Consider the following 21,915-nt stretch of genomic DNA (forward strand, 5'->3'; position numbering starts at 1 on the left):
CCCAGGTCGCGCTGCGCTGGCTGCTCGGACGGCCAGGGGTTGCGAGCTGCTGTCGGTTTGCTGCATTGAAGCTAGTGATGGTGCGCGGGAGCGAGTCCTGTGGGTGGGTTTGTGGGGGTGGGAACGGGGGTTCTGGGGCCGAATGGGTGACCTTGGCGGCCGCTGCTCGTTGGGCTGGGTGGCAGGGGGGCGGCCTTGAGGGCGGGGTGATGTGGTGGGCGGCTTGCGGGAGCTGGTCGTGTCCTTCGTGGTGTCCGGGCCTTGCGGGGTGGCGGTCCGGGACCGTCTCAAGCACCTGACCGCCCAGGACGAGAGGGTGCTGCGTGCGGTTGCTGCGCATCAGGGTGCGCTGGCGTCCGGTGATCTCAAGGCCCGCTGTGCGGATGGTCTGGAGCACGGTGCGGAGACCTGGGCGGCGCGTAAGCGGCAACTGACGAAGGTGTCGTCGTCGCGGATCGCCGGGACCATCACCAAGGCCACCCACGATCAGTGGGCGCTCGCGCGCCGTTGCCAGGCGGCGCACATCCAGAAGCTGGCGGCCGGGATCGAGATGCTGCGGCACCGGCTGTCCCTCCCGCTCGGGGAGAAGGGCACCAAGCGCGCGGCGGGCGGCTACCGGTCGAAGAGCGAGTGGTTCCGCAAGTCCCGCCGCCTCGCGGCCCTGGAAGACCGGCACACGGCTGCTGTAGCCGAGTGGCAGGCCGGACGGGTCCGGGTGGTACGAGGCGGCAAGCGTCTCCTGAACACCCGCCACCACCTCACCGAAGCCCGTCTCACCAAAGACGAGTGGCGACAACGGTGGGAGGCGGAACGCTGGTTCATCGCCGCCGATGGTGAGTCGGGGAAGCGGTTCGGGAACGAGACGATCCGCGTCACCCCAGACGGCGAAGTGTCGGTCAGGCTGCCCGCCCCGCTCGCGCACCTGGCCAACGCCAGGCACGGCCGGTACACCCTCACCGCCCGTATCGCGTTCGCGCACCGGGGCGCGGAGTGGGCCGACCGCATCGAAGCCAACCGGGCCGTGGCCTACCGCATCCACCTCGACACGGACCGCAGACGCTGGTACCTCACCGCATCCTGGCAACGCCCCGCCGTACAGACCATCCCGCTGGACACCGCCCGCGCCCGGGGCATGATCGGCGTCGACACCAACGCCGACCACTTCGCCGCCTACCGGCTCGACCAGCACGGCAACCCCATCGGAGGGCCCCGGCAGTTCTTCTACGACCTGTCCGGCACCGCCGACCACCGAGACGCACAGATCCGCCACGCCCTGACCCGCCTGATCAACTGGGCGGTGCGTGCCGGTGTCGCCGCGATCGGCATCGAAGACCTCGACTTCACCACCGAAAAAACCCGGGAGAAGCACGGCCGCCGCAAGCGGTTCAGGCAGCTCATCTCCGGCATGCCCACCGGCAAGCTCAAAGCCCGGCTAGTGTCGATGGCCGCTGAACAGGGTCTTGCGATCGTCGCGGTCGATCCCGCCTACACCAGCCTGTGGGGTGCCCAGCACTGGCAGAAACCCCTGACCACCCCACACCGAAAGATGTCCCGTCACGATGCCGCCGGTATCGCGATCGGACGACGCGCCCTCGGACACCCGATCCGGCGACGGACGGCACCGCCCCCACACGACCAGAGCGATCGTGCGGGGCATCGGACCGCCCAGGCCGAACCAGGCAACCGGGGACGTGAGGGAACCCGCCCACCCACCACGGACCGGCCCCCCGGAGGGCCGCCGCCGAACGGGAAGCGAACGCGGGGGACCAGCGCATCCAACACCGTTCGGGATGCGCCCAGTACGCACCGGTGGGTCCAGGACTCACTCATGCGCACTGGTTAGGAACGGTCACCGCCCCGATCATCGGGGCCCGTACCGTCGAGCAGCTGACCGACAATCTCGGCGCCGTGGGCTGGGAACTGACGGCCGACCAGACGGCGAGGCTCGACGGGGCGAGCGCGCGCCCGCTGCCGTATCCGTACGCAACCCTGGAGCGCCTCAGCAACCGCGGCGGCTCGTGAACTACTCGACGACCGCCAGCTCGCGCGCGGTGGTGTTCAGCCGCCGCCCGCCTTCGTCGGTGACGGTCACGATGTCCTCGATGCGCACGCCGAACCGGCCCGGCAGATAGATCCCGGGCTCCACGGAGAAGCACATCCCGGGCACCAGCAGCTGCTCCTCGCCCTCGATCATGTACGGGGGTTCATGGGTGGTGACACCGATGCCGTGACCGGTGCGGTGGATGAAGCGCTCGCCGTAACCGAATTCGGTGATGACGGCGCGGGCCGCCCGGTCGATCTCCTGGCAGGCGATGCCGGGCCGGACGGCACGGCAGCCGGCCTCCTGCGCCTCTCGCACGATGTCGTGCACCCGCTGCTCCTCGGCGGTGGGTTCGCCGACATGGACCGTGCGGGAGGTGTCGGAGCCGTAGCCGTGCTTGAGGCCGCCGAAGTCGAGCACCACCATGTCGCCGCGCTCGATGGTGCGGTCGCCCGCCTCGTGGTGCGGGTTGGCGCCGTTCGGGCCGGATCCGACGACGGTGAAGTCGACCTGCGAGTGTCCGAACTGCTTGAGCAGTGCGGCGAGATCGGCGGCGACGTCGGTCTCCTTGCGGCCGGAGAAGCGGACCTTCAGGATCTCCTCGTACGTGGCATCGGCGGCGGCCCCCGCCGCGGCAAGCCGTTCCAGCTCGGCCGCGTCCTTGACCGCCCGCAGCATCGGCAGGGCCTCGGTGAGGGAGACGTACGAGGTGCCGGGGAGGAACTGCTGCAGCCCGAGCAGGTGCATCGCCCAGGCGTTGTCGCTGATCCCGAACCGGCCGTCCGCGTCGAGCAGCGGGGCGGCCACGGCGTACGGGTCCTTGCCGTCGGTCCAGTCGCGCAGGGTCAGGGCCGGGGAGCCGACGGCCTGCTCGGCGTCCGGCGCCTCCAGGGTGGGGACGACGAGCACCGGGTCCTCGCCCGCCCTGAGGACGAGGAGAGTGAGGCGTTCGGTGTTCACGGGCCGGTAGCCGGTGAGATGGACGAGGTCCGGGCCCGGTGCGACGAGGACGCCTGCGAGCCCGGCTTCGGCGGCGGACTCGGCGGCCCGCGCCATCCTCGTCCGGTAGTCGTCGGCGGTGAACGGCACGGGCTGGTTCGGGCTGGACATGCGGAACCTCCTGGCGAAGCGATACGGCACACAGCATCCTGCCCGGCGGCGGGGACAGGCGCGAGCGCGGGTCAGGCGGCGGGTCGCAGTCGTACGACGAGGTCGGCGCGGTCCCGGCCACGGTCGACGAGCCGGGCATTGGTCTCGTCCGACTCGGCGACCCAGCGCTCGGCATACGGCCGGGGCTTGCCGAACCTCACATGGCGATCGACGAGTCGGCGGACCCTGACGTCCGGGTCGAGATCCAGGAACCAGACCTCGTCGAGCAGCCGGCGCACCGGCGCCCACGGCTCGTCGTCATGGAGGAGGTAGTTGCCTTCGGTGACGACGAGCGGGATGTCCGGGGGTACGGGAATGGCCCCGGCGATCGGCTCCTCCAGGGCGCGGTCGAAGACGGGGGCGTAGACGGGTCCCTGATCCCCGGGCGTGCGCAGGCGTCGGAGCAGGGCCGCGTATCCGGCGGCGTCGAAGGTGTCGGGCGCGCCCTTACGGCCGGCACGGCCGAGGCGGTCCAGTTCGGCCTGGGCGAGGTGGAAGCCGTCCATCGGGACGAGGACGGCGAGCCCGCCGAGCCCGCCGACCAGCCGTGCGGCGAGCGTGGACTTCCCGGCGCCGGGCGGCCCCGCGATGCCGAGGAGGCGGCGGCGGCCGGGGACGGCGAGCCGGCGGGCGCGGGCCGACAGTTCACCGAGGTCACTCGTCTGCATGCCGCGCATTGTCCCGGCACGAGCGGCACCCCGATAGTGTTACGTATAACTGAACTCCGTACCCTCGAGGAACCGCCATGTCACACATCGCCCTGGTCACCCTGGTCGTCCGCAACTACGACGAGGCCATCTCCTTCTACACGGACGCCCTCGGCTTCGAGCTCCTGGAGGACACCGACCGCGGGGACGGCTCCCGCTGGGTCGTCGTCCGGCCGCGCGGCGCGGCAGCGGGAACGGGGCTGCTGCTGGCCCGCGCGAAGGACGACGACCAGCGGAGCCGCGTCGGCGCACAGACCGGCGGCCGGGTCGGCTTCTTCCTGCACACCGAGGACTTCGCGGCCGACCATGCGCGGATGCAGGCAGCCGGAGTGCGCTTCCTGGAGGAGCCGCGCCACGAACCGTACGGCTCGGTCGCGGTCTTCGAGGACCTGTACGGCAACCGCTGGGACCTGCTGCAGCCCGCGTGAGCCGCCCCGAGATGTTCCCGCCGCCGCGAACTCCGGCGAGATGGGATCAATCCGTCGCTGCGGCCGGGCCCCGGAATGCAGGCGCCTTCGACCGCCACGAAGGGATCAACTCACGTGCAGGTACTCAGCCGTGAGGCCTGGCCCCAGGTCCGGGCAGGACCGTGACCTCGGCCGGGGTGAGCGCGCCGTGCTCACCGGAGCACTCGACCACGACGTGCACCGGGGCACCGCAATCGCTGTGCCGGATGTCCAGGACCGGCCCCTCGGCATCCGCGACGTAGGTCTCGCCCCACTGCCTGAGTGCCACGAGAACGGGCCACAGATCCCGGCCCTTGCGGGTCAGGCGATATTCGTGCCGGGTCCGGCTGCCCTGCTCCTGATACGGGACGGTCTGCAGGACCCCGGCCGTGACCAGCTTGCGGAGCCGGCCGGCCAGGACCGCCTCCGAGAGCCCCATGTGCCGGCGGAAGTCGTCGAAGCGGCGCACTCCATTGAAGGCGTCACGCAGGATCAGCAGCGTCCACTTCTCGCCGACCACGTCGAGGGTGCGCTGGACCGTGCAGTTCTCCGTGCTCATCTCCAGCCACTTCATCCCGTCATGCTAGCCCGCCTGGCTTCGATATTGACAGTCAGCTGCTCCGAAAGCTAACTTCATCGAACAAAGCCAGATGAGGAGGATCAGCCGCATGGGACGGTCACGTACATACGAATGGGAAGATCCGGCGGTCTCGGCGGCCGCCGTCGGACAGACCACGGGTCTGGAGTTCCTGCGCGAGATCGCCACCGGACGGCTGCCCGGCCCTCCGATCGCCGCCACCCTGGACATCACTCTCGACGAAGCCGAGCACGGGCGTGTGGTGTTCTCGCTGGTCCCGGGCGAGGAGCACTACAACCCCATCGGCAGCGTGCACGGCGGGGTCTACGCCACACTGCTCGACTCGGCCGCCGGTTGCGCGGTCCAGTCCACCCTGCCGTCGGGCATGGCGTACACCTCGCTCGACCTGACCGTGAAGTTCCTGCGCCCCGTCACAGTCGACACCGGCAGGATCCGCGCCGTCGGCACGGTCACCAGCAGCGGCCGCCGCACCGCCCTCGCCGAAGCCCGACTCCTCGACGAGAAGGACCGCCTGCTCGCTCACGCCACGAGTACGTGCATGCTGTTTCCGCTGCCGGCGTCCTGACCCCCTGAGGGCCTCAAATGCCTTGGGCCGAGCCCTATGCGGCGGGGCGAAGACCTTCATGAGCCCGCGAGGTGGCGGGCCGACAAGCCGGAGCCGACTGCGCAGACGACGCGATGCAAGCCCGCCCGGCGATCGAGGGCAGAGCCCGTCGCGGGCACACCCCCACTCAGCCCGCAGGCAACCGCACTGCCGCCCCCTGCAAAGCATCGAGCACCGGTCTGATCAGTGGGTGGCCCTCCGCCCCGTGCCGTACCGCTGCGAACACCCGTCGGGTCGGTGCGCTGCCCTCGACCGGCCGCACCACCACGCCCGCAAGGTCCATGCCGCGCAGCGCCCACCTCGGCACCAGTGCCACTCCGGCCCCTGCCCCGGCCAGCGCCACCACCGCCCGGAAGTCGTCCGAGGAGTGCTCGAGTCTCGGCTGGAAGCCGGCGAATTCGCAGGCCAGGACCACCACGTCATGGCACGGGTTGCCGGGATACTGACCGATCCACGGGTCCTTCTCCAGGTCCGCGATCGTCACCTGGTCCTGGTCGGCCAGCCGGTGGCCCATCGGCAGCACCGCGTCGAACGGCTCCGAGTACAGCGGTACCCGGGTCAGCCGCTGGTCGTCCTCGTCGGGCGCGCCCCGGTATTCGACGGCGACCGCCACATCCACCTGCCGGTCGAGCACCATCGGCACGCTCGCGTCGCCCTCCGCGTCCTGGACCCGGACCCGGATGCCGGGGGCGGTCAGCGTCAGCTCGGCGATCGCGGGGGCGAGCACCAGGCCGATGCCCGTGGCGAACGCGGCGACCGTGACCGTACCGGCGTCCCCCGCGCTGTACGCGGCGAGCTCGGCCTCCGCCCGTTCCAGTTGGGCAAGGACCGCGTTGGTGTGGGTCAGCAGGATCTCGCCGGCGGCGGTGAGCCGGACGCCCCGGGCGCTGCGGTCGACCAGCCGGTGGCCGGTCTCCTGTTCCAGCGCGGCGAGCTGCTGGGAGACGGCGGAAGGGGTCAGATACAGCGCGGCGGCTGCCGCAGTCACGGTGCGGTGGTCGGCCACCGCACGGAGAATACGCAGCCGCCGTGCATCGATCATGCGATCCATTGTCCCAGGTCCCGCGGGATGTCCGGGCCCTGGACGGGGGCGGGGAAGCCCGGGATCGCCGGAGGCCCGGGACCGCCGGTCCCGGGCCTCCGGCACGGTCCTACTCGCTCAGCGCGGCCCGCGCGTCGACGAATGCGTCCACCGCACGGTTCACATCGTCCGTGGAGTGCGCGGCGGACAGCTGCACGCGGATGCGTGCCGCGCCCTGCGGGACCACCGGGTACGAGAACCCGATCACGTACACACCGCGCTCCAGGAGCAGCTCCGCCATCCGGCCTGCCTTCGCCGCGTCCCCGATCATGACGGGGGCGATGGCGTGGTCGCCGGGCAGGATGTCGAAGCCTTCCTCAGTCATCCGGGTACGGAAGAGCGCGGTGTTGGCGTTGAGCCGCTCGCGCAGGTCACCGGCGGACTCCAGCAGGTCGATGACCTTCAGCGAGGCCGCCGCGATGACCGGGGCGAGGGAGTTGGAGAAGAGGTACGGGCGGGACCGCTGACGCAGCAGCGCGACGATCTCGGCGCGGGCCGCGACGTAGCCGCCGGACGCACCGCCGAGCGCCTTGCCGAGGGTGCCGGTGATGATGTCGACACGGTCCATGACGTCGTGCAGCTCGGGGGTGCCGCGGCCACCGGGGCCGACGAAGCCGACGGCGTGCGAGTCGTCGACCATGACCATGGCGTCGTACCGGTCGGCCAGGTCGCAGATCTCGCGCAGCGGGGCGACGTAGCCGTCCATGGAGAACACGCCGTCGGTGACGATGAGCCGGCGCCGGGCGTCGGACGCCTCCTTGAGCTGCTTCTCCAGGTCGTCCATGTCTCGGTTGGCGTAGCGGAACCGCTTGGCCTTGGAGAGGCGGATGCCGTCGATGATGGAGGCGTGGTTGAGGGCGTCGGAGATGACCGCGTCCTCCGGGCCGAGGACGGTCTCGAAGACGCCGCCGTTGGCATCGAAGCAGGAGGAGTAGAGGATCGTGTCCTCCTGGCCGAGGAACGACGAGAGCCGCTGCTCCAGCTCCTTGTGGACCTCCTGGGTGCCGCAGATGAAGCGGACCGAGGCCATCCCGTAGCCCCAGCGGTCCAGCGCCTCGTGGGCGGCGGCGATCACGTCGGGGTGGTCGGCCAGGCCCAGGTAGTTGTTGGCGCAGAAGTTGAGCACCTCACCGGGGCGGCCACCCGCGGTGACGGCGACGGTCGCGGACTGCGGGGTGCCGATCACACGCTCGGGCTTGTGGAGTCCGGCGGCCTTGATCTCTTCGAGGGTGGTGCGCATGTCGTCGCGTACGGAGTCGAACATGAGGGGTGTCTCCCGGCTCGATAGCTGGATACGGGTGGTCAGGAGGTCCAGTCGAGGATGACCTTGCCGCCGAGTCCGCTCGCCGCGTCGTCGAAGGCCGCCTCGAAGTCGCGGTAGCCGTACCGTCCGGTGATCACCGGGGCGAGGTCGAGGCCGCCCTCCAGCAGTACGGACATGGCGTACCAGGTCTCGTACATCTCGCGGCCGTAGATCCCCTTGATCGTGATCATCGAGGTGACGATGCGCGACCAGTCGACGGCGAACTCCTCGGACGGCAGTCCGAGCATGGCGATCCGCCCACCGTGCGTCATGTTCGCGATCATGTCGCGCATGGCCTCGGGGCGGCCGGACATCTCCAGGCCGATGTCGAAGCCCTCGCGCAGGCCGAGCTTCTGCTGACCGTCGGCGATGGTCTGCTCGCCGACGTTGAGCGCGAGGCTGACGCCGACCTTCTGGGCCAGGTCGAGCCGGGCCTCGCTGACGTCGGTGATCACGACGTTGCGGGCGCCCGCGTGCTTGGCGACGGCCGCGGCCATGATGCCGATCGGGCCGGCGCCGGTGATCAGGACGTCCTCGCCGACCAGCGGGAACGACAGCGCGGTGTGCACGGCGTTGCCGAACGGGTCGAAGATCGCGGCGATGTCGAGGTCGACGGGGACCCGGTGCACCCACACGTTGGAGGCGGGCAGCGCGACGTACTCGGCGAATGCTCCGTCCCGGCCCACGCCGAGTCCCAGGGTGGAGCGGCACAGGTGGCGGCGTCCGGCCAGACAGTTGCGGCACTTTCCGCAGACCAGGTGGCCCTCGCCGCTGACCAGATCGCCGACGGTGATGTCGACGACGCCGGCGCCGGTCGCGGCGACCTCGCCGACGAACTCGTGACCGAGGACGAGCGGCGTCTTCACAGCCTGCTGGGCCCAGCCGTCGTAGTTGCGGATGTGCAGGTCGGTCCCACAGATACCGGTACGGAGCACCTTGATCAGCACGTCCGAGGGGCCGATCTCCGGCTCGGGAACATCCATCAGCCAGAGCCCGGGCTCGGCCTTCTGCTTCACGAGTGCCTTCACGGCTGCGGCTCCCTGTACGTGGTACGTGGTGATTGCCCCGGGCCGGGGGCATGCCTGAGGCAGCCTGCGGCCCGGGGAAAGAGGAGGGACGACATGGGCAGCGCGCGCGGTGATCGGCTGCCGCGCACCATCCTCTGCCGTCACGGAGAAATCTGCCGTACCCCGCGCTCCAGGTCCATCGAGGTTTTCTTAAGCGCAGCCGCAGCTCCGCTTCATGCCTGCACCGGACGGAGGGGCCGGCCGCCCTGTGGAACGGGCGGCCGGCCCCTGGAACCGAGCGGGCGATCAGTCGCCGATCGCCCGCGGCAGGTTGTCGCGGCCCGGCACCTCATCGCGTGAGGGGACCCGGTCGTCCCCCGGTTGCTGCTTGGCCCATCCGGTGGACGCGGGGGCGCGTGCCCCGGCTGTACCCCTCGCCGGCATCACCGCCGCTGGAGCAGCCGCAAGGTCGAGAAGAACTCACCCTCCCTCCGGGGTGTTGAGGAGTGCCAGGCCGAGGGGGGTGAGGCTGTGAAGCACGGAATTTCGGTGACGGAGAGAGTGGATCAATCCGGCTTCGCGAAGAACGGATGCGTGTTCGCTTGCGCTCGCAGGTGCGATGCCTGCACGAGCGGCCAATTCCTTGGTGGAACAGCCTTGGTGCTCCGCGATGGTGGTGAGCACCGTGGTACGCGTGCGGCCCAGAAGCGTCGACACACCGGGGGAGCGAGCCTGACCAGGTGCGGAAGCACGGGTGGTGAGCTCACGGGGGCGCTGGTCCTGGCCGGCGGGATAGCTCACGGAAACGGGCCGGCCGTCGGTGACGATGGCGCGTGTGCAGAACATCGACGGAATGAACAAGAACCCTTCCCCTTCCAGGTAGAGGTCACGATCGGCTCCGTTCGCCATCCGGACTTCCAGAACCGGCGGGTTCCACCGCATCCACTGGGGGTTGGCCTGGGTCAGCAGCTGCTCGACACCGCCGGTGAGCAACTGCTGCAAACGCAGGGTTCGATCGACCGCCAAGTGTTCCGTGAACTGGTCCCAGTGCGGACCGAGCAGGCATGCGTGGAGATGGCTGAGTCCTGTGCAGAGCTCAGCGAACAAAGATGCATCGTCTGCCAGGTGGCGAGTCCACTCGGGGAGAGAAGGATGATGATGCGCTGTTTCCAGCAGACTCGCCCTCACCCGCTCGCGAGGCGTGCTGCGTACCTGTTCCAAAAGGTCTTCGACAGCGCCCACTTTGGTGGGGCTGAGGAAGCCTGGCGAATATCCCACAGCAGGCATGAGGGTCAGGACCATGCGCGCTTGGGCAGACAGCTGCGCGCGAGCATGGTGCCGCCAGGCGTCGAGTCGGGCGGGCTGGCTGCGGCTCTGCAGGGCTCGCGCTGCAAGTTCCAACTCGTGCAGCGGCATCGGCGCCTCAGCCACACGAGTCCGGGCCAGATCCTGCACCGTGAAGTGTATGCGGTAGACCATGACAGCCTGAGCCGATCCTTCCGGAATGTCGTTCTTCGGTCCAGGCCGAATCACATCGAGTTCGTAGCGTTCGCAGGTGATGCTGAGCCCGCAGTCAGCAGGAGTCGACGGCGCACGGGTACCTGAGCAGCCACGAGTTGGTCATGCAGTCGAATGACCGACGCAACCCTGGGCCCGGCACACGGTCGACACACGCACTCCCAGGTGGTGGCGGAGGACGCCCGACAACGTACGCGCTCTTGCTTTTTCACCTCACTCGAGGGGTCTCCTTGCGCAGCATTCCCATGCCTCGACCAGGGGCAGGCCGCGCGGCGACGCCGCTCCGGTGGAGATCACCGACACGGTCGGCCTCGTCGGCCGGCCGCAGGGGCTACGGATCGCCGTGCGCCCCGAACCGGCGTACCCCAAGTACGCCAAGGATCTGAAGTCGAGCCGAAAAACACCATAACGAGATCAGGCCTCATTTGGCGCAACCTGACGATGTGTAATACATCGGAAAAAATGGTTGCCATGTCCATAAAGGAATCAGTATGCCCTCCATACCCGCCCGCAGACGGGCGGCGCTGGCTATCGGTGTCGTGCTGGCCGTATTCACGGCTCAGCAGGCGGTGCCTGCCACCGCAGCACCGGGGACCAACACACAGGACCGGTCCTCCGCCAGCACTGCGACACACCAGCCGACCTCACGTACCGTCACCTTGCTGACCGGCGACAAAGTCACCGTCAACACTGCCGCCGACGGCAAGGTCACCCGTTCCGTACAGGGTGCGGACGGTCAGCTCACCGGCGCCACGACCTACAAGGTCGGCAAGGACACCTACGTATACCCGGACGCCGCCGTTCCGTACCTCGCCGCCAAAAAGCTGGACCGCGAGCTCTTCAACGTCACCAAGCTGCTGGCGGACGGCTACGGGGACGAGCAGAGCAGCAGCCTGCCCCTGATCGTCACCTACACCGACGCTGCCGTCCGCGCGCGGACCCAGGCCGTGCCCTCCGGCGCCACCAGGACCCTCGCCCTGAGCAGCATTCAGGGCGCGGCGCTGTCGGAGCACCGGACGAAGGCAGCAGACTTCTGGTCCTCGCTCACCGGCGGGACCGCGGCGGCCGGCGGTCGCAGCGCAGGGGCCAAGCCCCAGCTGCGCAACGGGATCGCGAAGGTCTGGCTGGACGAGAAGGTCAAGGCCGACCTGGCCGACACCACCGCGCAGATCGGCGCACCGCAGGTGTGGGCGGGCGGTGACACCGGACAGGGTGTCGACGTGGCCGTGCTGGACACCGGTGTGGACACCCAACACCCCGACATCGTCGGTCAGGTGGCCGCGAGCACGAGCTTCGTGCCCGACCAGGACGTCGAGGACCACAACGGTCACGGCACTCACGTCGCCTCGACCATCGCCGGCACCGGCGCCGCCTCCGACGGCAAGGAGAAGGGCGTCGCCCCCGGCGCGCGCCTGCACATCGGCAAGGTGCTGGACAATGACGGCTCCGGCCAGGAGTCCTGGGTGCTGGCGGGCATGGAGTGGGCCACCCGCGACCAGCACGCCAAGGTCATCAGCATGAGCCTGGGCGCCGGGCCCAGCGACGGCCACGACCCGATGAGCGAGGCCGTGAACCAGCTCAGCGCCGAGACCGGCGCGCTGTTCACCATCGCGGCCGGCAACGGCGGCCCGCACACCGTCTCGACGCCCAGCGTCGCCGACGCCGCGCTGTCCGTCGGCGCGGTGGACACCTCCGACCGGCTCGCCGAGTTCTCCAGCACCGGCCCTCGCCAGGGCGACGCCGGGCTGAAGCCGGAGCTGACCGCACCGGGCGTCGACGTACTGGCGGCACGCTCGCAGTACGCCGCCGACGGCGCGGGCTATTACCAGACGCTGAGCGGGACCTCGATGGCCACCCCGCATGTCGCCGGCGCCGCCGCGCTGCTCGCCGAGGCCCACCCGGACTGGACCGGGCAGCAGCTCAAGGACGGCCTGGTCAGCACCACCAAGGAGACCTCCCAGTACTCGTCGTACGAGGGCGGCAGCGGCCGCCTCGACGTCGCCGCCGCCGTCAAGGGCACGGTGTTCGCCACCGACAGCGTGTACGGCGGCTACCGAGCCTCCACGGCGCCGGCCGACGACAAGTCCGACAAGCAGGTGACCTACACCAACACCGGGGACAGTCCGGTCACCCTCGACCTGGCGGTCCAGGTTCCCGGTGCCGCCACCGGCGCGTTCACCCTGTCGGCACCTCAGGTCACCGTCCCCGCGCACGGCAGCAGCAAGGTAACCCTCACGACCGACTTCGGCCTCGTGAAGGCCGACACCATGACCTCGGGGCAGATCCTCGCCACCGATGTGTCCGGTGCGCTGCTCGCCCATACCATTACCGGCGCCTACAAGCAGGCCCCGCGCCACACCCTCACGCTCAACGGCAAGGACCGCAGCGGCCGCCCGATGGCCGGCGATGTGTACCTGATCAGCGACAAGGTCTTCATGGGGCCGCTGCAGCTGGACGACTCGGGCACCGGCACGGTGGAGGTGCCTGCCGGCACCTACCTCGTGAGCCTGGAGAGCGATGTCGAGGGCGCTCACGGGCCGCACTCCAAGGGCAAGGCGATCCTGACTGTTCCCGAGGTGGCCGTCGACCAGGACACCACGGTGGACCTGGACGCCTCCAAGGCCAAGCAGGTCTCCGTCCGGGCCCCGCAGGAGACCACCCTCGCCGAGACCCGCATCGACCTCTACCGGGGGTTCGACAGCGGGAACTGGCTGTCCATGCAGCGGTGGCCCAACAGCGGGTACGACAGCGTCTGGGCCCTGCCCACCAAGCCGGTCACCACGGGCACCTTCGGGTTCGGCGGCAACTGGCGCCTGACAGAGCCGGCCCTGAAGGTCACGTCCGGTACGCGTAACTTCGACGACCTGATCGTCGCGCGCGGACAGACCCCGCTCCAGGAGGGCACGCGCCAGTACACGGCCGTCTATGCCGGGGAGGGCGGCGCCGCCGCCTACGCCGGTATCGACGCCGTGGGCAAGGCCGTCGTGGTCCGGCGCAGCGATGCCGTCGGGCCGGCCAAGCAGGCCGAGCAGGCAGCCAAGGCCGGGGCGAAGGTGCTGCTCGTCGTCAACGACGGTGACGGACGCCTGGACCCGTGGGGCACCGACCTGGACAATCCCTGGGCCGAGACCGGGAACCCGCCGCCCCTGACGGTGGCCTCGCTGACCGCGGACGAGGGCGACGAGCTGATCGGCCGGATCCAGAAGGGCGGGAGCACGGCGCTCAAGGTGACCTCCCACCCGACCACGGACTACCTCTACGACATCAGCCACCACGAGGCCGTCATCCCGGCGGACCCGACCTACCGGCCGCAGAGTGGTGACCTCAACCGGGTGGATGTCTCCTTCCGCAACAACCGGCCTGCGCGGGGCATGGAGTTCCGTTCCGCCGTGTGGCTGGGCTTCTCCGGAGCCAACCTGTTGCCCACCCCCGCCCAGGCCGAGCGCACCGACTGGGTGTCGCGCGACACGGACTGGGTGGAAGAGGCCAATGTCAATCAGCAGCTTCAGATCAGCAGTGACTCCGTGAAGCGGTACCCGACCGGCACGACCTCCCACCTGGAGTACTTCGGGCCGATCCAGCGTCCCCGGTCGAACGCCAACTACGTGCCTGTGCGTGTGGGCGACGATGTCCTGGCAGTGATCCCGGGCTGGGCCGACTCCGGATCCGGACACGTCGGCAGGACCCTCAACAACACCGGTGTGCGTAACAGTGTGCAGATGTACCAGGGCGACCTCATGCTCAGGTACTCCACGACCGACACCATCGGCAGCCCTCGGTACCCCCTCACGCTGGACAGTCCCGACAAGCAGTCCTACCGCCTGGTCTCGGAGAACATGCGGGGCTTCTGGGAGAACGACTACTCGGTCACGACCAGGACCGAGTGGGGCTTCACCTCTCAGCGGCCCGACCCCGGTACCTACGCTGTTCTGCCGCTGATCCAGCTCGACTACGCGGTCGAGGATATGAACGCCGCCGGCAAGACAGGCCGCCGAGCCGCTATCACCGTCACGCCCTCGCACCTTCCGGGCGGCCCCAGCTCCGACACCATCAAAACGGTGAACGTGGACGTCTCCTACGATGACGGCGTCACGTGGCAGCACCCGGCCCTGACCCGCACCGCCCAGGGCTGGAGCACCCAGCTGAACGCCCCCGCCAAGGCGCGGTACGTGACGCTGCGCACCAGCGCCGGCGACACCGAGGGCAACACTGTCAAGCAGAGCATCACCCGGGCCTTCGGCCTGAAGTGAGTGCCCACCCGGTCAGCTCTCGCTGACCGGCACGGGGGCGGGGCCGCATCCAGCGGCCTCGCCCCCGCTTCGTTGCCGTTGCGGAGAGACCGAACACTCGCGCCGGTCCGCCGGGCCGCGACAACACCCCGGAGTCACTGCGACCTCGATGCCGGTGCGCCGGGGGCGGCCGGCGCTGAGCGGTCGTATTCGCCGTTGGCGGCCGGGACGCCTGCCGCGCATCCGAGGCGCTCCAAGAGGCCGGACTGCTGATGGTGGCATTAGCTCTGCGGGACGTCCTTGACGAACACGATGCCGTCGCTGTCCGCCAGGTGGGCCGGGTCGAACGCGGCGTAGCCGAACCAGGGGGATACGCGGGGCGCGGGCCGCGTGTCGCCGAGGGCGGTGGCCAGCCGCGGGGCGTCGATGACGCAGCGGTCCTCCGGGAGCGCGTACAGGAGTCCTTCGACGGTGTCCGGCGGCGGTGTGTCCACTCCCCGATGCCGGATCGTGCCGAGGACTGTGGCCACGAAGGCGTACTCCTCACCGAGTTGGGCGCTCACCAGCGCACCGGCGCTCCACCACTCCAGCGGCATCCCACCCATCCGCATCGTGCTCTTCTCCCGCTGGAGATGGGAGTTGTGGGCGTGGACGAGTGCCGGGCCCCGAGCCGCGACGGCGAGGAGGTTGTGGGCCATCATCTGGTCCCGCACACCTACCAGCCGGGTCATGCGGGCCGGTGAGGTGTCGGCCATCCAGTAGTGGTAGCGCAGCAGACCGAGGGCAGTGCGCCCGTACAGTCGCGCCCGGTCCCAGTCGTCCCACGAGGTCGCCGTGATCAGGTGGGGCGTCTGCGCGTCGAGCAGTGCCACCAGATCGTCGGCGAGCAGCCGCAGTTGGCCGGCCTCGGCCGACTGCCCCGTGGACCGGGACGGGTCCATCATCGCGGCGGGATCGGTCCACCGGTCGTCGGCCCCGAGCAGGCGATCGAGCGTGTCCGCGGTGCAGGGGAGCAGGTCCGCGTCCACCCGGGCTGCGAGGTAGCCGTGGAGTGCGGTGAGGGCCTGCCGGGGGCTCGCGGCGTGGGTGATCTCCAGCGGGCCGTCGAAACCGGCGAAGCGGAGCCGCTCGGACGCGGGCCGGCCGTCGTCGTCGGCGCGGACGTTGTAGGCGCGCATCCAGCGCACGAGCTCGCGGTTGGCCGCGGAGGTCCCCCAGCCGTGGCTGATCCCCTGCTCCACGACCTCTTCGAGAGTGCCCGTGCCCGAGGTGACGTAGTCGTCCACGACCAGGCCCATCATGCAGTCGCTCTCGATCGCGATCGTCCGGTAGCCCTCCTGCTCAACAAGCTGCCGGAAGAGCTCGTTCCGCAGGTCGAGCAGAGCGTCCTCGCCGTGAGTGGGCTCGCCCAGGGCGAGCAGCCGAGGCCGGCCCGGGAGCATCCTCATGACGGCGGCAGCCTCGACGGCATGGGCAGTGTCCTTGATGTCGGTAGCCATGCCTTCAACGGTATCGTTGAACCTTCGGTTGAAACTTTCCCGCGATATCGTCGGCCCCATGGGGAGAAACCTTCAAAGCAGCAATCGGCTCAGGCCGGTTGATCTGGCGCGCGGGCACGGTCTGTCCACGCAGGCGATCAGGAACTACGAGGAGGCCGGCATCCTTCCGGCCGGCGGTCGCACACCCCACGGCTACCGCACCTACACCTCGCTGCACGCGGGGGCCCTGCGCGCGTTTCTTGCCCTGGTACCCGGCCACGGCCACCGGACGGCGACGTCGATCATGCGGGCCGTGAACCAGGGCGCGGTCGACGGTGCGTTCCGCCTCATCGACGAGAGCCACGCCCAGCTCCTCGACGACCGCCAGACCCTCCAGGCCGTGGAGAGCGCCCTCCGCGACCTGGAGCCCACCACGGCGCCCGAGCCCGGTGCGGGGTCCGAGCCGGCCGCGGTGTCCGGGCCCGGCGGCACGTTCATCGGGCCGCTGGCGGACAAGCTCGGAATCCGGCCCGCGACGCTGCGCAAATGGGAGCGCGCCGGGCTGATGCGCCCGCACCGCGACCCGCGGACCGGGTACCGCGTCTACGACGAGGCCGACGTACGGGACGCCCGGCTGGCCCACCAGCTCAGGCGGGGCGGCTACCTGTTGGAGCAGATCGCCCCGCTGATCGCCCAGGTACGGGCGGCCGGCGGGCTGGAGCCGCTGGAGGCCGCACTGTGCGACTGGCACGGCCGGCTGTCCGCCCGCGGGCGCGCGATGCTGACCGGAGCCGCAGAGCTGGAGGCGTACCTCCGGGAGCACGGATGAGACTTCGGCCGCCTGCCGGCCGAAGAGAAACAGGAGTCACCACCGGTACCGTCCCGGCTGACCCGCCGGACAGATCGGGGAGCCGGAACGCGTACCGGAGTGTGATGCCGCACGGCGTCGGCATCCTGGCGGCGAGGAAGGCGGAAGGCCCTGGAGTCCGCTCGGCCCGAGCCGCCCAAGGAGCCGACACTCAGAGCGAAAAGGCTCCTCGCCCATGCCGTATTGGTAGGCCTCGCCGACGACCCCGCGCTCACCATCAACTCGTAACAACGGTCCGATCCTCTACCTCACCTACTCGCACCCGGTTCCGGTTGGCCTGGTGCGATGGCGTTGGCGTCGGTGTGCGGTCGCAGGCGTTCGCCTTGGGGCCCGAACATGATCAGGTATTCGACCGGTCCGTCAGGTCCGGCGTTCGCGACTCCGTGAGGGGTGCGGGTGTCGAACTCGGCGACTTCCCCGGCGGTGAGGACGAGGTCGCGTTCGCCGAGGGCCAGCCATAGCCGTCCGTACAGCACGCACAGCCATTCGTACCCTTCGTGGGACTCCTGCCGCGGCCGCAGGGGCTGCTCGCCGGTGGCGGGCAGGACGTGCTTGTGGGCGTGCAGCCCACCGACGTACCGGGTCAGCGGCAAGACCGCCTTGTCCTCCCCCGGACGCCGCGGCGCGGAGGTACGCGCTCCGGCCGCCGTGGCGGATGCGGTGCCGACCAGTTCGTCCAGCGAGACGCCGTACGCCTTCGCCAGATGCAGCAGCGCCTCCAGGGTCGGCTTGCGCCGGCCGGTCTCGATCCGCGACAGCGTGCTCAGCGAGATGCCGGTCGCACGGCTGACGTCGGTGAGCGTGGCACCGCGCCGCTCGCGCACGGCCCGCAGCCGGGGGCCCACGGTCGCCAGCGTGTCGGCTGTGCCGTCGTCCGTCATCGTCGCCCCGCTCCTTCCAGCCGGGCCGCGTCCACCGCCCTGTCCTGCAAGTTTGCCCGAATGGCAAGGAGAGTCGCGTCTCTCGGCCGCCGCACCGCATGATCGGTGCGTAATCGCGGCCGCCCGTGAACCCGAGGAGAAGCCATGCACCAGCCCACGCCCTCCGCTGACCTGCGCCACCGCACCATCGAGGCACCCGCCGGGCGGCTGCACCTGGTCGAGCAGGGCACCGGGCCGCTGGTCGTGCTCGTCCATGGTTTCCCCGAGTCCTGGTACTCCTGGCGCCGGCAGCTCCCGGCACTCGCTGCGGCGGGGTACCGGGCCGTCGCTCTAGACGTGCGTGGCTACGGCCGCTCCTCCAAGCCGGCCGCGACGGACGCGTACCGGATGCTCGCCCTGGTGGAGGACAACGTCGCGCTCGTGCGCGCCCTGGGCGAGGAGACAGCGGTGATCATCGGGCACGACTGGGGCTCGAACATCGCGGCGACCTCCGCCCTGCTCCACTCCGAGGTCTTCCGTGCCGTCGGGCTGCTGAGCGTCCCCTACGCCCCGCCCGGCGGGCCCCGCCCCACCGACGTCTTCGCGCAGATGGGCGGCGACGAGGAGTTCTACGTCTCGTACTTCCAGGAGCCCGGCCGTGCCGAGGCCGAGATCGAACCCGACGTCCGGGGCTGGCTCGCGGGCTTCTACGCGGCCCTGTCCGCCGACACCATGCCGACGCAGGCCGAGTCCGACCCGCACTTCGTGAACCGCACCGGCGGACAGCTGCGCGACCGCTTCCCCGGCGGCCGGCTGCCCTCCTGGCTGACCGAGGGCGACCTCGACGTGTACGCCGGGGAATTCGAGCGCACCGGCATGACCGGGGCACTCAACCGCTACCGCAACATGGACCGCGACTGGGAGGACCTCGCCCCCTACAGCGGCGCCACCGTCAAGCAGCCCTCCCTGTTCATCGGCGGCGGCCTGGACGCCTCCACGACCTGGATGGCCGACGCGATCAACGCCTACCCGGCAACACTCCCGGGCCTGGCCGACTCGCACATCCTCGACGGCTGCGGCCACTGGCTCCAGCAGGAACGCCCCGACGAGGTCAACCGCCTCCTGATCGACTGGCTCGATTCCCTGACGTGGCCGGAGTCACGGAAGGTGTAGCGGCCGAGCACGTTCAGGTTGGCGTGGCGCAGCGGGGAGAGCCTGGCGACGTCCTCCTCCAGAACCTGGTACTCGCGCTGATCGGCGGGCAGCGCACGCAGCTGCTCGACGGCGGTGTCCAGGTAGCGGGTGGTCCACAGCACCGCGGCGTTCAAGACCAGTGCGAGAGCTCCGAGCTGGTCCTCCTGGCCCTCGCGGGCCATGACAGATGTCGCGGACGAGCTTGTGCCGCGACTCCACTGTCCGGGCAACGTTGAGCCTGACGGATGCGGAGGAGGGCGGACGTCGAACTGCCCTTTCCGGGGGACGGTCAGCTCAGGCCGATGTGGGACATCGGCATCCGCACCGCCGACGGAGAACGAGGGCTGAGCATCGCAAGGCTGGAGCCTCCGCGACCCCTTCTCGTGGAGACCTGAAACGCTATCCGAGAAACGGGAGCTGTTGGTATCCGTAGAGCGGGTGCCGCTCTGAGGTGAGTTTGAACCAGGCGAGCTCACCGAGCTCGCTGAGAACCTGCATGGGGCGCCGCGCCAGTGATGGCATTCTGGTTCCAATCCTGAGCCAATTCCAACAGGTCCGCTCGGTATTCAGGACCTCCTGATCCCACACCGCACACGCCAACTTCTTTGGCGGCTACTCAGGTATTTAATTACGCACTCGCCGACGAGAGAGCCGGCCATTTCCAGCAAAAGAGGGAAGTGGGTTGCAAGCAGATCAAGAGAAGAGTGATTTATCGGTAATGCTCACTTCAGGAAAGATGCATACCCTGAGCTCACCAGTGGTGTCTTGAGTCTCGAATTCAGTCAGAAGCTGCGCCTCTCCACCCTCCTCGACGATACGCAAAAGCGTTGCACCCCCCCTGAACAGTTTCAGGATATTCCTACCGGATGAGGTACACCAAGAAACGCTGACCGACTGGCCGACCGAGTCGAACGAGAAGGTCAAATCTTCGCCAGTGACGTCACCCAACTTCAAGGTCCGCTGAGTGTCACCGGTAATTTCAGCCTCCACCCCAGAGCGTTGACGATGTCCTGAGGATCCGGAGTCACGAATTCTTTATGCACGAAATTTCCTTAGAGGGGAGTAATACGTTAACTGCGGAAGATCACCGTCGAAAGCCGAAGGTTCCCATCAAGCAATTGCCGCGAGCGATGTGCACGCCCGCGTCGGTCACCTGCGCGAACTGACCAGGACTCCGTGACGAGGACAGCCGAGAGACCGTTTCGCCCGGCCCGGGCACTCGTCCGCTCGGGCGGAGTTCGGGGCACACAGCGGTGATCGGGGTCGTGTCGCCAGAACCCGCGCTCAATGCTTCTGCAGGAACGACCTGATGTGATTGCTGAGTTGCTGCGGCTGGTCCTCGGGGATCAGCGTGTAACTGTCGGCGATCTCCACCAACTCCCCCTCGGGCAGCAGTTCGGCGAGCCGACGGCCGTGCGCCGGCGGCATGACCTTGTCCTCGGCCGCCCAGACGACCAGCGCCGGTCGGTGGAATTCGCCCAACCTTTCGGCCCATCCCATGAGTTCGGCCTTCGACGGCACCCCAAGAACGTACTTTCGAAGGTCGCGACGGATCTCCGGGTCGGTCCACAGCGGCCGGAACCACGCATCCATCACCTCGTGTGGCACCGGCCGCCTGCTCATCCGGCCCCAGGTCATCGGCAGCCGTCGCATCGGCTTCAGCTTCAGCAGGTTGAAGGCGATGTTCAGCCCGCCGGGCATCTTGGCGAAGGCGTAAAGATTGGAGCCGGGCAGTCCGGGCGGGAAGTTGTCGAAGGCCTCGCAGGAGGTGATGACGAGCTTCCCGATCCGCTCATCGCGCCCGTCGGCGACGAGAGCCTGTGCCCCGCCCCAGTCGTTCATCACCAGGGTGACGTCGGTGAGGTCGAGCGCATCGAGGAACTCCGCAACCAGCCGGGCCACGCCGAGGATCGACAGGTCGGCGTCCGGCTTCATGGGGCGGCGGTGGCCGCCGAGTGGCAGGGTCGGGACAACACACCGGTGGTCGGAGCGCAGATCGGCGACGACGTGCCGCCACAGCGAGCCGTCCATGGCGACTCCATGCAGCAGGACGACGACGGGCCCGTCACCGCCGGTGTCCCGGTACTCGACCGGACCTGCGGAGAGCTGGACCTGGGACGCTTGTGGTACCGGCGATGTGCGGGACTGTTCAGCCATGCCGTGTGCACTCTCCTCGGTTGCCGACGGGCAGGGTGGCGTGCAGCCCCGAACCTACGCCCGTGGCGTACGCGGAACCGCACGCCTACGCTGCGCTCACAGCTCGCCCGTATCCAGGTCCAGGTCGAACGGCCCCGGAAGGTGCAACACGGTCCCGAACGGGTGCGGTCCGTCCACCCGTGTGTACCCCAGGCGTCCGGGCTCGGCGAACAGGGTGACGCTACGTTCCACCCGGTCGACCAGCAGGTACAGCGGCGCCCCGTACTCGGCATACCGTTTCCGCTTCACGACCCGGTCCGTTTCCGCGTCGGACTCGCTGGTCACCTCAACCACGAGCAGCGTCTGATCGGGAAGCAGCGCACCCGCACCCTTCGCGTCCGCAGCCGGTACGACGGCGATGTCGGGTACATACCAGTTCGACGAGCCGGGCAGGTCCAGATTCCCCGACCCGGTGACGCATCCCAATTCGCGAGCGCGCGGCTTGATCTGGTCGCGGATCACCTCGGCCGTGGCCTCGTGATCCCAGGTGGGCGACACGGGCTCGATGAACCCTTCGACAATCTGGGCACGATCGCCCCGGATGTACTGGACGGCATACTTCAGAGCACGTTCCGGGTCGATGCCTCGGCTGTAGTCGACAGGCTCGGCGGCCATGCGCCCAGAGTGCCCCATTTT

Annotated in this window: 20 protein-coding genes and 1 pseudogene; 8 read left to right on the plus strand and 13 right to left on the minus strand. The window is 69.3% G+C overall.

Annotated features, from left to right (window positions below):
• The first annotated feature begins 214 nt into the window (after positions 1-214).
• Positions 215-1,843, plus strand: coding sequence for an IS200/IS605 family accessory protein TnpB-related protein (locus ACWCP8_RS25170; protein WP_451118275.1), 1,629 nt, complete (start codon positions 215-217; stop codon positions 1,841-1,843).
• On the plus strand, positions 1,810-2,022 hold the full coding sequence (locus ACWCP8_RS25175) for a hypothetical protein (protein ID WP_451118277.1): 213 nt from the start codon (positions 1,810-1,812) through the stop codon (positions 2,020-2,022). Before ACWCP8_RS25170 ends, ACWCP8_RS25175 begins: the two co-directional genes overlap by 34 nt.
• A gap of 1 nt (position 2,023) precedes the next feature.
• Here ACWCP8_RS25175 and ACWCP8_RS25180 read toward each other — a convergent pair whose 3' ends face one another.
• Positions 2,024-3,151 (minus strand): M24 family metallopeptidase, encoded by a 1,128-nt coding sequence (locus ACWCP8_RS25180; protein ID WP_451118279.1) that lies wholly within the window; start codon positions 3,149-3,151, stop codon positions 2,024-2,026.
• 71 nt (positions 3,152-3,222) lie between these two features.
• Positions 3,223-3,858: a nucleoside/nucleotide kinase family protein gene (locus tag ACWCP8_RS25185; protein WP_352264844.1), complete on the minus strand. Its 636-nt coding sequence runs from the start codon at positions 3,856-3,858 to the stop codon at positions 3,223-3,225.
• A gap of 77 nt (positions 3,859-3,935) precedes the next feature.
• On the opposite strand from ACWCP8_RS25185, the gene ACWCP8_RS25190 reads away from it, so the two are divergent.
• Positions 3,936-4,325: a VOC family protein gene (locus tag ACWCP8_RS25190; RefSeq protein WP_451118281.1), complete on the plus strand. Its 390-nt coding sequence runs from the start codon at positions 3,936-3,938 to the stop codon at positions 4,323-4,325.
• Positions 4,326-4,449: 124 nt separating this feature from the next.
• Here the strand turns inward: ACWCP8_RS25190 and ACWCP8_RS25195 are convergent, their stop codons facing one another.
• Positions 4,450-4,917, minus strand: coding sequence for a winged helix-turn-helix transcriptional regulator (locus ACWCP8_RS25195; protein ID WP_352264842.1), 468 nt, complete (start codon positions 4,915-4,917; stop codon positions 4,450-4,452).
• A gap of 94 nt (positions 4,918-5,011) precedes the next feature.
• On the opposite strand from ACWCP8_RS25195, the gene ACWCP8_RS25200 reads away from it, so the two are divergent.
• Positions 5,012-5,506: a PaaI family thioesterase gene (locus tag ACWCP8_RS25200; RefSeq protein ID WP_352264840.1), complete on the plus strand. Its 495-nt coding sequence runs from the start codon at positions 5,012-5,014 to the stop codon at positions 5,504-5,506.
• A 166-nt stretch (positions 5,507-5,672) separates the two neighbouring features.
• Here ACWCP8_RS25200 and ACWCP8_RS25205 read toward each other — a convergent pair whose 3' ends face one another.
• The 4 genes from ACWCP8_RS25205 to ACWCP8_RS25220 all read right to left on the minus strand — a co-directional run bounded on the left by ACWCP8_RS25205 (position 5,673) and on the right by ACWCP8_RS25220 (position 10,415).
• The gene (locus tag ACWCP8_RS25205; protein ID WP_451118284.1) at positions 5,673-6,587 is read right to left on the minus strand and encodes a LysR family transcriptional regulator; all 915 of its coding nucleotides are present in this window, start codon (positions 6,585-6,587) and stop codon (positions 5,673-5,675) included.
• A 109-nt stretch (positions 6,588-6,696) separates the two neighbouring features.
• Complete coding sequence (locus tag ACWCP8_RS25210; RefSeq protein ID WP_352264837.1) at positions 6,697-7,890, minus strand: glycine C-acetyltransferase; 1,194 nt, start codon at positions 7,888-7,890, stop codon at positions 6,697-6,699.
• A gap of 38 nt (positions 7,891-7,928) precedes the next feature.
• Entirely contained in the window at positions 7,929-8,957 is a 1,029-nt protein-coding gene (gene tdh, locus ACWCP8_RS25215) for an L-threonine 3-dehydrogenase (protein WP_451118286.1), read from the minus strand.
• 459 nt (positions 8,958-9,416) lie between these two features.
• Positions 9,417-10,415, minus strand: coding sequence for an ArsR/SmtB family transcription factor (locus ACWCP8_RS25220; RefSeq protein WP_451118288.1), 999 nt, complete (start codon positions 10,413-10,415; stop codon positions 9,417-9,419).
• 325 nt (positions 10,416-10,740) lie between these two features.
• Between ACWCP8_RS25220 and ACWCP8_RS25225 the strand changes: the two genes are divergently transcribed.
• Entirely contained in the window at positions 10,741-10,863 is a 123-nt protein-coding gene (locus tag ACWCP8_RS25225; RefSeq protein WP_352264832.1) for a hypothetical protein, read from the plus strand.
• Positions 10,864-10,945: 82 nt separating this feature from the next.
• Positions 10,946-14,704, plus strand: coding sequence for a S8 family serine peptidase (locus tag ACWCP8_RS25230; RefSeq protein WP_451118290.1), 3,759 nt, complete (start codon positions 10,946-10,948; stop codon positions 14,702-14,704).
• Between the two features lie 260 nt (positions 14,705-14,964).
• On the opposite strand, the gene ACWCP8_RS25235 is transcribed toward ACWCP8_RS25230, so the two are convergent.
• Positions 14,965-16,182 (minus strand): erythromycin esterase family protein, encoded by a 1,218-nt coding sequence (locus ACWCP8_RS25235; protein ID WP_451118292.1) that lies wholly within the window; start codon positions 16,180-16,182, stop codon positions 14,965-14,967.
• A gap of 58 nt (positions 16,183-16,240) precedes the next feature.
• On the opposite strand from ACWCP8_RS25235, the gene ACWCP8_RS25240 reads away from it, so the two are divergent.
• Entirely contained in the window at positions 16,241-16,990 is a 750-nt protein-coding gene (locus ACWCP8_RS25240; protein WP_451118294.1) for a TioE family transcriptional regulator, read from the plus strand.
• A 287-nt stretch (positions 16,991-17,277) separates the two neighbouring features.
• Here ACWCP8_RS25240 and ACWCP8_RS25245 read toward each other — a convergent pair whose 3' ends face one another.
• Positions 17,278-17,910 (minus strand): helix-turn-helix domain-containing protein, encoded by a 633-nt coding sequence (locus ACWCP8_RS25245; RefSeq protein ID WP_352264825.1) that lies wholly within the window; start codon positions 17,908-17,910, stop codon positions 17,278-17,280.
• A gap of 144 nt (positions 17,911-18,054) precedes the next feature.
• Here ACWCP8_RS25245 and ACWCP8_RS25250 point away from each other — a divergent pair, with 144 nt between their 5' ends.
• Complete coding sequence (locus ACWCP8_RS25250; RefSeq protein WP_352264823.1) at positions 18,055-19,062, plus strand: alpha/beta fold hydrolase; 1,008 nt, start codon at positions 18,055-18,057, stop codon at positions 19,060-19,062.
• On the opposite strand, the pseudogene ACWCP8_RS25255 reads toward ACWCP8_RS25250, so the two are convergent.
• The 4 genes and pseudogenes from ACWCP8_RS25255 to ACWCP8_RS25270 all read right to left on the minus strand — a co-directional run.
• Positions 19,053-19,259 (minus strand): annotated as a pseudogene (locus ACWCP8_RS25255) (Tn3 family transposase); the annotation flags it as partial. The gene ACWCP8_RS25250 and the pseudogene ACWCP8_RS25255 sit on opposite strands and share 10 nt — an antisense overlap.
• A 517-nt stretch (positions 19,260-19,776) precedes the next feature.
• A complete protein-coding gene (locus ACWCP8_RS25260) occupies positions 19,777-20,073 on the minus strand; it encodes a hypothetical protein (RefSeq protein ID WP_451118296.1) in 297 nt (98 codons plus the stop codon).
• Positions 20,074-20,367: 294 nt separating this feature from the next.
• The gene (locus ACWCP8_RS25265) at positions 20,368-21,240 is read right to left on the minus strand and encodes an alpha/beta fold hydrolase (protein WP_451118298.1); all 873 of its coding nucleotides are present in this window, start codon (positions 21,238-21,240) and stop codon (positions 20,368-20,370) included.
• Between the two features lie 96 nt (positions 21,241-21,336).
• Positions 21,337-21,894: a Uma2 family endonuclease gene (locus tag ACWCP8_RS25270; RefSeq protein WP_451118300.1), complete on the minus strand. Its 558-nt coding sequence runs from the start codon at positions 21,892-21,894 to the stop codon at positions 21,337-21,339.
• Between the last annotated feature and the right edge of the window lie 21 nt (positions 21,895-21,915).

This window comes from Streptomyces sp. NPDC002206 (assembly GCF_053593595.1).